We start from the raw sequence: 15110 nt of genomic DNA, 5'->3' as shown, positions 1-15110 counted from the left end.
GATGACATGGTGCGTTTGGTTGCAGCTCTTGCAGCGGTGCTGATCGGATCGATGCTGGCAACGCTGCCGGCGAAGGCCGCCGACAAGGTGGTGCTGATGCTCAATTGGTACGTCTATGGCGAGCACGCACCGTTCTATTACGGCAAGGCCAAAGGCATTTACGCTGCCGAGGGCATCGACCTCGAAATCCAGGAAGGCCGCGGTTCGGCAGCGACCACGCAGGCGGTGGCAGCGAAGACAGCCAATTTCGGCTATGTCGATGTGCCGACCATGATGCGCGCGGCGGTCAAGGGTGCGCCCATCATCGCGACCGGCGTGTTGCTTCAGACCAGCCCGATGTCGGTGATGGGTCTTGTCGAGAAGAACATCCGCAAGCCCGAGGATATCAAGGGTAAGACGGTGGCGATTACCCCGGCCGATTCCATGACGCAGATCTGGCCGCTATTCCTGAAGAAAACGGGACTGAAGGAGAGCGACTTCACCACGGTTGCCGGTGACGGCCAGACCAAGCTCAACGCAGTCATCAACGGTCGGGCCGATCTTCTGCTCGGCTATGTCATGGACCAGTCGATGAAGATCAAGGACGCCACCGGCAAGGACGTCTATCCGATCAAGTTTGCCGATTACGGCATCAACATGGTGTCGTCGGGGCTTGTCGCAAACACGGATTACGTCAAGGCCAACGCCGACGTCGTGAAGCGCTTCATGTCTGCGACGACCAAGGCGGTCGAAGCCGCGGAAAAAGACCCCAAGGGTGCGGCGCAATCGATCCTCGATGCCAACCCCAAAGGCGGCAAGATCGATACGCTTACGCAGGGTTTCGAACTGACGATTCCGCTCTACCGAACGCCGGAAACGAAGGGCAAGCGGCCATTCCAGGTGACCGACCAGAACATGGCGGATTCCGTCAACTTGATGGTCGAGTATGGCGGGCTCGAAGCCAAGGCCAAGGAAAATCCGAAGGCGTTTTACACCAACGAGTATCTGCCGAAGTAACGAATGAGCGCCGTGAACAAAACCCCGAGTCCGTCAGCCGCGCACCTGCGCGTCGTGGCCGATCGCGGGGCGACCATGACGCCCGGCATCCGGTTGTCGGGTGTATCGAAAACCTACCGGTCGCGTGATGGCGATGTTCCATCATTGCAGCCGCTCGATTTTCACATCAATGCCGGTGAGTTTTTCGTCGTGGTCGGCCCCTCCGGCTGCGGCAAGTCCACGCTTCTGAAAATGATCTCGGGGCTGTTGCCGCCCTCGACCGGCGAAATTTTCGTCGAGGGCGAGAAGGTCGACAAGCCGCATGGCAATGTCGGCATCGTGTTCCAGAATGCGCTGCTCTTGCCCTGGCGCAACATCCTCAACAACGTGATGTTGCCGATCGATATGAAACGCCTGCCGCGCGGGGAGTATCTGCAGCGGGCGAAAGCGCTATTGAAACTTGTCGGGCTCGAGGGTTTTGAGAAAAAATTGCCCTGGCAACTCTCCGGCGGCATGCAGCAACGCGCCTCGATCTGCCGGGCGCTGGTGCACGACCCCAAGATCGTGCTGATGGATGAGCCGTTCGGCGCGCTCGATGCCATGACGCGCGAGCGCATGAATGTCGAACTGATGCGTATCCAGCGCGAGACCGGCAAGACCGTGCTGCTGATCACCCATTCGATTCCGGAGGCGGTTTTCCTTGCCGATCGCGTGCTGGTGATGACCGAGCGGCCCGGTGCGATTGCCGCGATCTACGACGTGGCTTTGCCGCGTCCGCGTTCGCTCGATGTCATGACCGATCCGGTATTCTCCGAACTGGTCCAGCGTATCCGCAAGCATTTCTTCACCCAGAGCGCGCTGGATTAAAGGTGTAACCCGATGCCGCTGTGCCTGGCCGTGCGGGATATCGCGCTTTTTGAACGATCTGTGCGTTTTGCCCGGCCGTTCCGCTTCGGCGCGGTCGTCGTCGAGGCCGCCGCGCAGGTATTCGTGCGTGCCGAGATCGAGATCGAGGGCAAGGGCCGCTCGGTCGGCGCCAGCGCCGAAATGATGGTGCCGAAATGGTTCGACAAGCGCGCATCTCTTTCGGCTGAGCACACGGTCGACGAATTGAGGCGTTCGCTTGCGATCGCGAGCCAGCTCTATCTTACAAGTTCCGGTTTCGACACCGCATTCGGCCATCACGCTTCGCGTGTCGCCGCGCAGATCGGGGCCTGTGCGAAGGAAGACATTCCGCCGCTCGCGGCGATCTTCGGCGCGGCGGAAATCAACAAGGCCGTTCTTGATGCGTTGTTGCGGGGCGCGGGCGCCAATTTCTTCGACGGCATGGCGGCCAACATCGCGGGCATCGATGCGCGGATGTCGCCTGATCTTGCCAACGAGGACATCACGCGGTTCTTGAGCAACTGCCGCCGCAGAGACCGGGTCGCGGTCCGCCACACGGTCGGCCTCGACGACAGGATTGAAGGGGCGGGCGGCGTTGTCGATACCAACGAAAATTCTGGTGCGCGTTATTTCAAGCTCAAGCTGGGCGGCAATCCAGACGCCGATGCCGCGCGGCTAACTCGTATCGGCCGCGAGCTTGCGACATTGCCTTTTGCCTATGGCGTTACACTCGATGCCAACGAGCAATATGCCGACCTGGCCGATTTGCGCAGCCTCGTCGACCATCTCGGCAAGGACACAGCGCTCGCCCCGATCGAAAGCCGGCTGCTCTATATCGAGCAGCCGATGCCGCGCGATATCACTCGCGCCGCGCCGCTCGACGGAATTGCGGCTTACGATTTCATCATCGACGAGGCCGACGATTCCTATAACGCATTCGTCGCCGCGCGCGCTCTCGGCTACCGCGGCATTTCCTCGAAATCGTGCAAGGGAATCTACAAGTCCGTGATCAACGCGACCCGCGCTGAGAAGTGGAGCACCCCGGGCGAAAAATTCTTTGTCACGGGCGAAGACCTGACCTGCCAGGCAGGGCTCGCCGTGCAGCAGGACCTCGCGCTCGGGGCCTTGATCGGGCTCTCCCACGCGGAACGTAACGGCCATCATTACGTCGATGGCTTTGCCGACACGCCGGAAGTGGAAGCCAATGCCTTCCTCGCTGCGCATCCCGATCTTTATGCCCGCGCCGGCAATCAAGTTCGGCTCGCTATCCATGACGGCGGCCTTCTGACGGATACCCTGAACACACCCGGCTTTGCGAGCGGCACCCATCCGCTGTGGTCGACGATGTCGCCGCTTCAACAACCAAAAGCAAAAACCTTGCAGGAGCAATCGCTATGACGACGCAACGCCTCGGCGTGATCATGAACGGTGTCACCGGCCGCATGGGCCTCAACCAGCATCTGATCCGCTCGATCGTCGCGATCCGCGATCAGGGCGGCGTGAAGCTTTCCAACGGCAATCGGGTGATGCCCGATCCGATCCTGGTCGGCCGCGATCCCGCGAAGGTGGAGGCGCTCGCCAAGCGCTTTGCGGTGGAACGCTGGACCACCGACCTCGACGCGGCCTTGTCCGACAAGAAGGACGCTGTGTTTTTCGACGCCGCGACCACGCAGGCCCGGCCGGGATTGCTGACCAGAGCGTTCAACGCCGGCAAGCATGTCTATTGCGAAAAGCCGACCGCAACCAACCTCGAAGAAGCCGTTGCGATCGTAAAGCTCGGCAACAGCAAGGGCCTCAAGCACGGCGTGGTACAAGACAAGCTGTTCTTGCCGGGTTTGAAGAAGCTGGCCTTCCTGCGCGATTCCGGATTTTTCGGCCGCATGCTCTCGGTACGCGGCGAGTTCGGCTACTGGGTATTCGAAGGTGACTGGCAGGAGGCGCAGCGGCCGTCGTGGAATTATCGCACCGAAGACGGCGGCGGCATCATCCTCGACATGGTCTGCCACTGGCGCTACGTGCTCGACAATCTCTTCGGCGAAGTCGAAAGCGTGGTTTGCATTGGCAACACCGATATTCCCGAGCGCTGGGACGAGCAGAACGAGAAGTACAAGGCGACCGCCGACGACTCGGCTTACGCCACCTTCCGTCTCAAGGGCGGCGTGATCGCGCATATCAACATGAGCTGGGTGACGCGCGTCTACCGCGGCGATCTCGTGACCTTCCAGGTTGACGGCACCCATGGTTCGGCGGTAGCGGGCCTGACCGACTGCATGATCCAGGCGCGGCAGGCGACGCCGCGGCCGGTGTGGAATCCCGACGAAAAACGCCTGCACGATTTCTATGCCGATTGGCAGAAGCTGCCGGAGAACGCGACGTACGACAACGGCTTCAAGGAACAATGGGAAATGTTCATCCGCCATGTCTGCGAAGACGCGCCCTATAAGTACACGCTGCTCGAAGGCGCCAAGGGTGTGCAACTCGCCGAATGCGCGCTCCAGAGCTGGCGCGAGCGCCGCTGGATCGATGTTGCGCCGATCAAGGTGTGAGGAGAGAGCCACCCATGAACAAGCCGGTGATGCCTGCCTCATCGTTATCCCTGAAGCTGCCGACCGCTGGTGGTGGAATGGAAACCTATCGCCTCGCAGCGTCGCGCAGTTTTCCCGCAAAGCTTGAAGGGACGCTCAACCGGGTGGCGTTTTCGGCCGCGCATGTCGTTGCCGATCCGCTCGCCGATGTCGATCCGTGGCTGACCGCGGCGATCGATTGGGACAAAACCATTGCCTTTCGCGAGCATGTCTGGGATCTCGGCCTTGGTGTGGCGGAGGCGATGGACACCGCGCAACGCGGCATGGGGCTCGATTGGCCGACCTCGCTCGAACTGATCCAGCGTTCGGTGCGGGCGGCCAGGGCTAGGGGCGGAGGCGCGCTGGTATTCTCCGGCGCCGGCACCGACCATCTTGCGGCTGAAGACGCCAAAACTCTCGACGACGTGATCCGTGCTTACGAACATCAGATCGCTGCGATCGAGAAGGCCGGCGGACGCGTCATCTTGATGGCCTCGCGCGCGCTCGCCAAAATCGCCCGTAGTCCTGACGATTACGCCGAGGTCTATGCCCGGGTGCTGTCGCAGGTGCGCGAGCCCGTGATCATCCACTGGCTCGGCGACATGTTCGATCCAGCACTGGCCGGTTACTGGGGAGCAGCCGATCTCGGCAAGGCGATGGATACCGCGGTCGCCATCGTCAACGCGCATGCATCGAAGGTCGACGGCGTCAAGATTTCGCTGCTCGACAAGCAGCGCGAGATCGACATGCGTTGCCGGTTGGCTGGCGGCGTCAAGATGTATACCGGCGATGATTTCAATTACGCCGAGCTGATCGCCGGCGACGACGGGGGCTATTCGCACGCGCTGCTCGGCATTTTCGATGCGATCGCGCCTGCGGCGTCCTATGCCTTGTCGCGGTTGGCCGCTTCCGATGCGCAAGGCTTTCACGACGTGCTTGGGCCAACCGTTGCGTTGTCTCGTCACATCTTCAAGGCGCCGACGCGCTTCTACAAGACCGGCATCGTGTTCATGGCCTACCTGAACGGGCATCAGGACCATTTCACCATGGTCGGCGGGCAGGAGAGTACGCGCTCGACGCAGCATCTGGCCGAACTGTTTCGCCTTGCCGATCAGGCAGGACTTTTGGCCAATCCCGAGCAGGCGACACGGCGCATGAAAGCCGTGCTTGCGGTCCATGGCATAGAAGCGTGATGCGGGATTTTTCGGCCGACCATCGCTGGCTGTCGCTCAACACCGCGACCATCCGCAAGCAGGGCGATCTGCTGCAGATTATCGACGCCTGCGCGCGGCATGGCATTCGCGCCATCGATCCCTGGCGCGACCAGGTGGCTGCCGTCGGGCTCGATCGGGCCGTGCGGGCCGTACGCGATACAGGCCTGGAGCTTTCCGGCTATTGCCGCGGTGGCATGTTCACCTCGGACGCCGTGCGCCGCATGGAAGTGCGCGACGATAACCGCCGCGCGGTCGATGAAGCCAAAGCACTCGGTGCCCCCTGCATCGTGCTCGTGGTCGGCGGCCTGCCGCAATATTCGCGGCCCGGAAGCGCACCGTCGAAGGATATCGCAGCCGCGCGAGGACAGGTCGAAGACGCCATCGCCGAGATGATGGAATATGCGAAGGCGGCCAAGATGCCGCTTGCGATCGAGCCGCTGCACCCCGCCTATGCGGCCGACCGCGCCTGCGTGAACACGACACGGCAGGCGCTCGACATTTGCGACCGGCTCGACCCTGATCGCACCGGCGCGCTCGGCGTGGCGCTCGACGTCTACCATATCTGGTGGGACCCGGAGCTATCGTCGCAGATTACGCGCGCGGGCAGGGACCGCCTGCTGGCGTTTCATGTCTGCGACTGGCTGGTGCCAACCAAGGACATTCTCAACGATCGCGGCATGATGGGAGATGGCGCGATCGACATCAAATCGCTCCGCCGTGCGATAGAGGCCGTAGGGTTTGTCGGCTATTCGGAAATCGAGATTTTTTCCGAAGACTGGTGGGTGAAGCCCGTGGACGAGGTGTTGCGCACATGCATCGAGCGGCATCGCACAGTGGTGTAACAAAAGTCTTCCCCAAGTCGAATTATCTGCAGACGTGTTCGTGCCTCGGGCGGCGTGTGTGATCGAAACCATGAAGAAGGGGCACGCGGAATTCTACGCCAGTGGCTACTTGCAAATCTGCAAGGTGATCCGCGAGATCGGGCCGTTCAAGCACAGCTAGAATTGTAGCGGCCGCGACGCGTGGCGCGGCCTGAGCTTGCTATTTCCTGTCCGCCGCTTCCCCGCCGATGTTGGCAGCCCCTGTCCCGCTGCAGCCGCTGGCGCCGTAACGCACGAATTTCTGCACGCGCTTTCCGGTATCGACTTCGCCGGTATAGATATTGCCCTGGCTGTCGAGGCTGACCTGATGCAGCCAGTGGAAATCGCCCGCCATCCGGCCGCCATGTCCGAGCCGGCCGAGCTGCTCCAGATTGTTTCGGCCCAAGATGTAGATTGTCTGGTTGGTGTTGTCGCCGACGTAGAGACAGCTTTGCGCCATGTCGGGCGAGAAGTTCATCGACACCGCCGTCCCCGGCATCACCGGCTGGGTGTAGGTCTTCGCGCTGATGAAACGCTCGGTTACGAAGCCGCATTTGCCGGCCTCGCCATTCGGATTGCTGCACTCCTTGCCGAGCATGGGATCCTTGCTGTCGAACACCTGAATGCGATCGTTGCCGCGGTCGCAAACATAGATCTTGCCGTCGTCGGCAATCTTCACGCAGTGCACCGGGTTGCGGAAGAAAGCCGGTTTGGTTTCGCCTTTCGCGGCGGCTTGCGGCCAGGTGCCGGCGGCGGCAGCCGCCGCGTCGTCGATCGGGTTGCTTCCATAGGCGCCGAAATGGCCGATGTATTTTCCGGTATCGGCGTCGACGATCAGGATGCGACGGTTGCCATAGCCATCGGCAACGTAGAGGCGGTTGGTCTTGGCGTCGACCACCATATCGGCGGGCCGGTAGAGCAGCGGCGTGCCATTGAGACCGCCGTCCTTGCTGTTGCTATCGGGCGCGGTCGGCGTGCCGCCGATCCGCATCTTGAAATTGCCGTCCCTGTCGAACTTCAGAATGAAACCGTCGCCGCCATCCTTGTTGGTGGTCCACGGAATTTCCTTGTCGCCTGCCTTGTGGGCAGGAGAATTGCCGGCGATCCAGACATTGTCGTTCTGGTCGACATAGATGCCATGCTCGACGTTAGGCCAGATGCAGCCGGCTTCCGCCTTGCATTTGCCGCCGATGAAACCCGGATCAGCCGGGCCGCCCCAGGCGCGCAGCAATTTGCCGTTTCCGTCGAATTCCATCACCGAAGGCGCGGCCCGGCAGCAATCCGCGCCAAAGCCGTTGACCCGCACGAAGCCCAGGCCGTTGACCGGCTGGCCTTTGGCGTCGGTCGCACCCGCTATCGCGCCATCGAGCCCTGCCTCGTCGTCGGTGAGCGTGCGCGGCCGGTTGTAGACCCAGACATGGTCGTGATGGTCGACATACAGCCCACCGACCTGTCCCAACAGCCAGCTATGTGGCAGCGGCTGCGGCCAGGTCGGATCGACGACAAACTCCGGCGTTTTTCCGGCGGTAGACCGGTCGTAGACGCCGGTCTGCTTTTGCAAGAGATCGACGATGGCGTTGCCCTTGAGTGGGCTCGCGTCATCGGCGCGTGCTGGCATAGCCATGGCGCTCAAGAGCAGGCAGGAAAGTAGCGTTGCGAATTTCGATGCGTTCTTCATCCCCAAAACTCTTTTGTTTTTGTTGTCAGCATTTTTTGTTTCGGGGAAAATCCTCGCTGGCTTTGAGCGACCTGTCAATTCAGGCCGGGTGGTCATCGCGGCTCAATCGATTGTGCACGGCACGCTCAAAAACCCCCGAAAGCGGGCACGGCCACCACGCAGGAGCGTGCCTTTCAGCGCGTAACGCGGAAATCGTCTCAGAAATCCTGAAATCGCGACCGCGCCTTCGAGCCGCGCCAGCGCCATCCCGGCACATTGATGCGCGCCGGTAGCGAAGGCGAGATGCCGGTTCGGGGTGCGGCTTATGTCGAACATTTCGGCGTTTTCGAACTGCCTTTCGTCGCGGTTGGCGGCGCCGATGCAGAGCGTGACGCCGGTGCCGGGCGGGAGTTCAACACCGCCGAGTTCGACCCGCTCGGTCGTCATGCGATTGCCGAGCTGGTTGGAGCTCTCATAGCGGAGTATTTCCTCGATCGCGGTTTTGATGAGCGCGGGATTTTCGATCAGCTTCGCCTTTTCTGAACCGTGGTTTGCAAGCGTCACCAGGCCATTGCCGATCAGATTGGTGGTGGTCTCGTGACCGGCATTGAGCAGGAAGATGCAGTTGTGCAGGAGCTCCTTCTCGGTGAGGCGCTCGCCGTTGGTCTCGCCCTGGATCAAACGCGTCAGCACGTCACGCTCGCCATCGCCAGGCTTTGTCCGCCGCCGCGCCACCAGTGTTTCCAGATAGAGGAGGAATTCCCGCACGGCGTCGTTGCCGCGGGCGAAGGCTTCCGCGCCGATCACCGGCTCGAGGGCGCCGAGAATAGCGAGCGACCAGCCGCGCAGCGGCTCACGCTCGTCCGGCGGCACGTCGAGGAGGTTGCCGATCACCTCAATCGGAATCGCGGCGGCAAAGTCTGCGATCAAATCAACCTCGCTTTTGCCGGCCAGAGCGTCGAGCAGCCGATCGACGAGCGTCCTCAGAGCCGGCTCCATCTCGGCGATGGCGCGCGGCGACAGCGCGCCCATGATCAGCCGCCGCACGCGACTGTGCGCCGGCGGGTCATTGAAAACGAGGCTGGTGGTGTGATGGTCGTAGAGCAGGGAGGCGCCGTATTTCGGCGCGAATTCCTTTTTCTTGTCGGATGAGAAGGCGCGGGTGTTCTTGTAGGCGTTGAGCAGATCGTCATAGCGGGTCAGGAAATACGACCCGTTGGCCATACGCTTGACCGGCGCGTGTTCCCGCAGTGCACGATAGGTCGGATAGGGGTCGGCGTAGAATTCGTGGGTGAGCTTCTCGATGTCGAAACTCTCGGCCAGCTCTCGCGCGTTCGCATTCATGCTGCTTGCATCCCAATAGTCCGATCCATTCCGCCGTTAGATACCGATATGCCGTTTTTGCTCTTTCGAAAAGCGTGGCACTCTCTACAGTCCGGCAGCTATCGATGACCCGCGATCTAACGGAAGCCAGCATGCACGTCCGCAACGAACCAAGAAAAGCGCCTGAAACCGAGCCCACTTGGCCGGACGACATTTTTGAGATTTTGCAGCGTTTCGATGTCCGCCAGGTGCCCTACGTGCCGGATGCCGGGCATTCGCAATTGATCAACCGGGTGCTCGCGGAGCGTTCCATGCGAGCGGTGTCGCTGACGACCGAAGAGGAAGGGATCGCGCTACTGGCAGGTGCCTGGGCAGGCGGTCAGCGCGGGGCGCTGTTGATGCAGTCGAGCGGTGTCGGCAATTGCGTCAATATGTTTTCGCTCACCCAGATTTTCCGCTTTCCATTCCTGACGCTGGTGACGATGCGCGGCGAATGGGGCGAGTTCAACCCGTGGCAGGTGCCGATGGGTTCGACTACCGCAGGCGTGTTCGAACTGTCCGGCATCAAGGTATTGCGGGCCTCGCACGCCAGCGAAGTGCGAGAAGTGGTCGAGGCGGCGGCGGGGCAGGCTTACAATGCCTGCACACCGACGGCCGTATTGTTGTCGCAACGCCTGATCGGCGCAAAGGTGTTCGTGAAATGAGCAAGGCAAATCTTCTCGAACGCCGCAGCGTGGTTGCAGCTCTGCTGGAAGGGCGCAAGGATGCCATCGCGGTCGGCGGTCTCGGCGCCTCGACCTATGATATTGCCGCGGCCGGCGATCACGATCGCAATTTCTATCTATGGGGCGCGATGGGCGGTGCCGTGATGATCGGTCTCGGCGTGGCGCTTGCCCAGCCGGAGCTTCCGGTCGTCGTGATTACCGGCGACGGCGAGATGCTGATGGGCATGGGAAGCCTTGCGACCGTCGGCCTGCAGCAGCCGAAGAATCTGACCATCGTCGTGCTGGACAACGAGGTCTATGGTGAAACCGGCGGGCAAGCGAGTCATACGGGAACCAATACCGATCTCGTCGGCGTGGCCAAAGCCTGCGGCATCCGCGATGCCCGCAACGTCGCGACCATGGCCGAGATCAAGGCGTTTGCGGCGTCCATGCAAGACGTGAAGGCCGGTCCGCGCTTTGCCAGCATCAAGATCGACAGCGCCAATCTGGAGCGGGTCCTCGCCAGCAGGGACGGCACGTTCATTGTGAACCGGATCCGCGGCTCATTGGGGTTCGGCCCGATCTAGACCCGCTCACCGGCGCCCCAACTTCTGTCCTCACAATGAGAATTTTGCGTCGCAGCAAATCCTTGACTTTCGGTTAAAGGTGAGTGCTTACTCACAAGATGAGCACCCTCCGCATGACCAGCGACCTGCGCCGGCAATTGATCCTGGGCGCTGCCAAGCGCTGCTTTGCCCGCCACGGTTTTGCCGGCACCACGACCAAGAGCGTGGCGGCGGCGGCCTCGATTTCCGAAGGGCTTCTGTTCAAGCATTTCCCAACCAAATCGGCGCTTTATGCAGAGATCCTCGCCGAAGAGTGCGCGGCCGATCCGGCGCTGCACCGCCTGCTCGAACTCGAGCCGTCCACCGAGACACTGGTTATTCTGATCCGCGAGATGATCGGTCATTTCCACGAAGTTCAGGCCATGCCGGATCAGCAGGAGGCCCAGCGGCTCCGCCTGATGTTGGCGAGCCACCTCGACGATGGTGAATTTGCCCGGCTGATTTACGACAAGATCGGCGGGCTGATCGGCCCGGTCTTCGTTGCCTCGCTCGAACGAGCCATTGAAGCAGGAGATGCCGGACCGGTCGGGCGCGAGCCGATGAGCCTGTTCTGGTTTGCTCATCATACGTTGCTGATGGTAACCGTGACGCGCCTGCCGGCCGTACCGTGTCTGTCCTACGGCGAAGGCGCTGATCTCGAACGACAGCTTTGCGAATTTATTTTGCGCGGCATTGGCCTGAACGAAGCCGCGATCACCCACTACCTCGACCGCGACCTAGCCCGGGATGCCGGGCGGCCGGAGATTGCAGAGAGCGCACCACTATGAACGTTGTGACTGAGAGCCATATCGCCGGCCGGCCGATTGCCGAGAAAGCCGCTAAACGCCCGGTTCGGATGGGACTGTGGTTGGTCATTGTCGGCGTTGTGCTGGCAGCGCTGGTTGGCGGTCTCGTCTGGTTCAATCACTTCCGCAGCGAGATGATCAAGCAGTTCTTCGCCAACAACAAACCGCCGCCGACCTCGGTGACAGTGGTCGAGGCGAAGTCCGAACAGATTCCCAATTTGCTGACGGCGGTTGGCGACCTTGCCGCGGTGCATCAGGTCAATGTCACTTCCGATGTGTCGGGGCGTATCACTGACATCATGTTCACGGCAGGCGCCTCGGTGAAGGCCGGAAGCCCGCTGCTGCAGTTGTTCGACGGCCCCGAGCAGGGCGATCTCGCGAGCTTCAAGGCGCAGGCTACCGGCGCCTCGCTGGCGCTCGATCGCGCCAAGCAATTGGCGGCGCGCCAGTTCGGCCCGCAGTCGACTGTCGATGCCGCGCAGGCGACCTATGATCAGGCCGTCGCGGGCATTGCCAAAACCGAAGCGCTCATTTCGCAGAAGCTGGTGCGCGCGCCGTTCGATGGCGAGCTTGGTGTCCGCCGCGTCGAGGTCGGTCAGTATCTCAGCGCCGGAACCCAGATCGTCACGCTGACCGATCTGTCGATGCTCTATGCCAACTTCACCGTGCCGGAGAAGGCGAGTGCGGCACTCAACGTCGGCCAGACCGTGCGGATCTCCGTCGACGCCTATCCCGGCCGGACCTTCGACGGCAAGATCACCACGATCGAGCCGCAGATATTGGCCGATACGCGCAACATCCGCGTGCAGGCCACGATCGCAAACCCCGATCACATTCTCAAGCCCGGCATGTTCACGACCACTACGGTGGTATTGCCGGACAAGCCCCCGGTCATCACCGTGCCGGAAACCGCCGTCGACTACACGCTTTACGGCGATTCCGTCTTCCTCATCACCGAGAAGAAAAGCGATGACGGCAAGACCAGCCTGACCGCCGTGCGGACATTCGTGCGGACCGGCGATCGGATCGATGGCCGCGCCGAAATTCTCGAAGGGCTCAAACCCGGCAATCGGGTGGTCGCAGTCGGCCAGCTCAAGCTGCAATCGGGCGCCGCGGTCGCGATATCGACCGATCCGCCGCCGCCGATTCCGGCAAAACCGCCTCGTTATTGATTGCGCGCTTTACCAATTCAAGGGCCGGAGCTGTCCGATGGTCTGGACTGATATTTTCATCAAGCGGCCGGTGCTTTCGGTCGTGGTCAGCCTGCTGATCCTCCTGATCGGCTTGCGCGCGGCGACGGTGTTGCCGATCCGGCAATACCCCAAGCTGTCGAATACGGTGGTTAACATCACCACCGTCTATCCCGGCGCGTCGGCCAACCTGATTCAGGGCTTCATCACGACGCCGATCGAACAGGCCGTCGCATCCGCCGAAGGCGTCGACTACATGACCTCGTCGTCGGTGCTGGGCACCAGCACCATCCAGGTCTTCATCAAGCTGAATTTCGATCCGAATCAGGCGCTGACCGAAGTTCTCGCCAAGGTGAATTCGGTCAAATACCTGATCCCGAAGGAATCGAACGACCCGATCGTCACCAAGACCACCGGACAGACGACAGCCGTGATGTATCTCGGCTTCTCGTCCGAAGTGCTGTCGGGATCGGCGATATCGGATTATCTGACGCGCGTGGTGCAGCCGGTGCTCTCGACCGTCGACGGCGTCGCCTCGGCCGATATTCTCGGCGGGCAAACGTTCGCGATGCGGCTGTGGCTGGATCCTGTGCGCATGGCCGGCCGCAACATTTCGCCGGGGGACGTTTCAGCGGCGATTGCCGCCAACAATTTCCAGGCGGCGGCTGGCCAGTCCAAGGGTTACTTCATCGTCTCGAACGTCTCAGCCAACACCGATCTCCAGAATCTCGATCAGTTCAAGCGGATGATCGTCAAATCCAAGGATGGCGGCTTCGTCCGGATTGACGATATTGCAACGGTCGAACTTGCGGCCCAAAGCACCGACGCCAGTGTCGCCTTCAACGGCGAGCACGCGATCTTCATCGGCGTGCAGGCGACTCCCCAAGGCAACCCGCTGACGCTGGTGAAAGGTGTCCGTGCGCTGTTTCCGGAACTCGAGCGTAATCTGCCGCCTTCGATGAAGATGAAGGTGGCCTACGACTCCACCAAGTTCATTCAGTCCTCTATCGACGAAGTGGAAAAGACGCTCGGAGAGGCGGTCATCATCGTCGTCGTGGTGATCTTCCTGTTCCTGGCTTCCTTCCGCTCGGTGCTGATCCCGGTCGTGACCATTCCGCTCTCGCTGATCGGCGTGTGCAGCCTGATGCTGCTCGCGGGCTTCAGCTTCAACCTGTTGACGCTGCTCGCCATGGTGCTCGCCATCGGCCTCGTCGTCGACGATGCCATCGTGGTGGTCGAAAACATTCACCGCCATCTGGAGGAGGGCAAGCCGCCGGTGCAGGCCGCCATGATTGGCGCACGCGAAATCGTCGGTCCGGTCATCTCGATGACCATCACGCTCGCCGCGGTCTACGCGCCGATCGGATTCCTCGGCGGTCTCACAGGCGCGCTGTTCCGCGAATTCGCCTTTACGCTGGCGGGGGCAGTGATCGTCTCCGGCATCATCGCGCTGACGCTGTCGCCGATGATGTGTTCCGTGTTCCTCAAGAGCGCGGAGGAGGGCCGCTTCGCCAAGGTGGTCAATCGGGTGTTCGGAGCGGTGACGCGCTGGTATGGACGGATGCTTGATCGCTCGCTCGACTACCGCCCAATCACCGGGTTGTTCGCGCTGACAATTCTCGGGCTCGTCGGCTTCCTTTACCTGCACACGTCAAAGGAACTCGCACCGGAAGAGGATCAGGGCATCGTCTTTGCGGTGACGAAGGCGCCGAAATACGCCAACATCGACTACATCGATTTCTATGGCGACAAGCTCGACAAGATCTTCGCGAGTTTTCCGGAAACCGATCTGCGCTTTGTCCTGAATGGCATCGCCGGCCCGCAGGGCGGCATCGCGGGCATGTTGCTGACGCCTTGGGATGAGCGGAAGCGGTCTTCAATCAAGCTGAAGCCGCTGGTGCAGGCCGCCTTGAGCAAGATCGAAGGCGTCAATGCCTTTGCCTTCAACCTGCCGCCGCTGCCGGGCGGCCCCGGCGGTCTGCCGGTTCAGATGGTGATCAGTTCGACCAACGGCTTCCAGTCGGTCTATGAGCAGATGCTGAAGCTGAAGGACGCGGCGCGCAAGAGCGGGCTATTCATCGTCTCCGACAGCGATCTCGACTTCAACCAGCCGGTGGTGCGGGTCAAGATCGACCGCTCGAAGGCGAGCGATCTCGGCATCACCATGGCGAATATAGGCAATACGCTGGCGACGCTGCTGGGAGGAAACTACGTCAACCGCTTCAACCTCGAGGGGCGGTCGTATCAGGTGATCCCGCAAGTCCCGCGTGACATGCGGCTGTCGCCGGAATCGCTCGGCGGCTACTACATCACCAGCGCTACCGGCC

13 protein-coding genes are annotated in these 15110 nt (G+C 61.5%); 11 read left to right on the top strand and 2 right to left on the bottom strand.

Annotated features, from left to right (window positions below):
* Positions 1 to 6: 6 nt before the first annotated feature.
* Genes WB528_RS12825 through WB528_RS12800 form a run of 6 tightly spaced genes read left to right on the top strand, consistent with a single transcriptional unit; the run spans position 7 to position 6480 of the window.
* On the top strand, positions 7 to 996 hold the full coding sequence (locus WB528_RS12825) for an ABC transporter substrate-binding protein (RefSeq protein ID WP_423888786.1): 990 nt from the start codon (positions 7 to 9) through the stop codon (positions 994 to 996).
* A gap of 3 nt (positions 997 to 999) precedes the next feature.
* Positions 1000 to 1842 carry an ABC transporter ATP-binding protein gene (locus WB528_RS12820; protein WP_423888785.1) on the top strand — a complete coding sequence of 281 codons (843 nt, stop codon included), beginning with the start codon at positions 1000 to 1002 and terminating at the stop codon, positions 1840 to 1842.
* A gap of 12 nt (positions 1843 to 1854) precedes the next feature.
* Positions 1855 to 3258, top strand: a complete 1404-nt coding sequence (locus WB528_RS12815) for a hypothetical protein (RefSeq protein WP_423888784.1) — start codon at positions 1855 to 1857, stop codon at positions 3256 to 3258.
* The gene (locus tag WB528_RS12810; RefSeq protein WP_423888783.1) at positions 3255 to 4406 is read left to right on the top strand and encodes a Gfo/Idh/MocA family protein; all 1152 of its coding nucleotides are present in this window, start codon (positions 3255 to 3257) and stop codon (positions 4404 to 4406) included. Before WB528_RS12815 ends, WB528_RS12810 begins: the two co-directional genes overlap by 4 nt.
* Before the next feature lie 14 nt (positions 4407 to 4420).
* Positions 4421 to 5617 carry a dihydrodipicolinate synthase family protein gene (locus tag WB528_RS12805; RefSeq protein ID WP_423888782.1) on the top strand — a complete coding sequence of 399 codons (1197 nt, stop codon included), beginning with the start codon at positions 4421 to 4423 and terminating at the stop codon, positions 5615 to 5617.
* A complete protein-coding gene (locus WB528_RS12800; protein ID WP_423888781.1) occupies positions 5617 to 6480 on the top strand; it encodes a sugar phosphate isomerase/epimerase family protein in 864 nt (287 codons plus the stop codon). Before WB528_RS12805 ends, WB528_RS12800 begins: the two co-directional genes overlap by 1 nt.
* Before the next feature lie 199 nt (positions 6481 to 6679).
* Here WB528_RS12800 and WB528_RS12795 read toward each other — a convergent pair whose 3' ends face one another.
* Positions 6680 to 8176, bottom strand: a complete 1497-nt coding sequence (locus WB528_RS12795; protein ID WP_423888780.1) for a hypothetical protein — start codon at positions 8174 to 8176, stop codon at positions 6680 to 6682.
* Between the two features lie 102 nt (positions 8177 to 8278).
* Positions 8279 to 9499, bottom strand: coding sequence for a cytochrome P450 (locus WB528_RS12790; protein ID WP_423888779.1), 1221 nt, complete (start codon positions 9497 to 9499; stop codon positions 8279 to 8281).
* Between the two features lie 131 nt (positions 9500 to 9630).
* On the opposite strand from WB528_RS12790, the gene WB528_RS12785 reads away from it, so the two are divergent.
* The 5 genes from WB528_RS12785 to WB528_RS12765 all read left to right on the top strand — a co-directional run.
* Positions 9631 to 10182, top strand: a complete 552-nt coding sequence (locus WB528_RS12785) for a phosphonopyruvate decarboxylase (RefSeq protein ID WP_423888797.1) — start codon at positions 9631 to 9633, stop codon at positions 10180 to 10182.
* Complete coding sequence (locus WB528_RS12780) at positions 10179 to 10769, top strand: thiamine pyrophosphate-dependent enzyme (protein WP_423888778.1); 591 nt, start codon at positions 10179 to 10181, stop codon at positions 10767 to 10769. The genes WB528_RS12785 and WB528_RS12780 overlap by 4 nt, the downstream gene beginning before the upstream one ends.
* A 98-nt stretch (positions 10770 to 10867) precedes the next feature.
* The gene (locus WB528_RS12775; RefSeq protein WP_423888777.1) at positions 10868 to 11575 is read left to right on the top strand and encodes a TetR/AcrR family transcriptional regulator; all 708 of its coding nucleotides are present in this window, start codon (positions 10868 to 10870) and stop codon (positions 11573 to 11575) included.
* Complete coding sequence (locus tag WB528_RS12770; protein WP_423888776.1) at positions 11572 to 12765, top strand: efflux RND transporter periplasmic adaptor subunit; 1194 nt, start codon at positions 11572 to 11574, stop codon at positions 12763 to 12765. The genes WB528_RS12775 and WB528_RS12770 overlap by 4 nt, the downstream gene beginning before the upstream one ends.
* Before the next feature lie 37 nt (positions 12766 to 12802).
* Positions 12803 to 15110, top strand: a 2308-nt coding sequence (locus tag WB528_RS12765) for an efflux RND transporter permease subunit (RefSeq protein ID WP_423888775.1), incomplete at its 3' end; no start/stop codon positions are given.

It is taken from the genome of Bradyrhizobium sp. (assembly GCF_049586575.1).
Lineage (GTDB): Bacteria > Pseudomonadota > Alphaproteobacteria > Rhizobiales > Xanthobacteraceae > Bradyrhizobium.
This window is presented reverse-complemented; position numbering and strand designations above follow the sequence as displayed.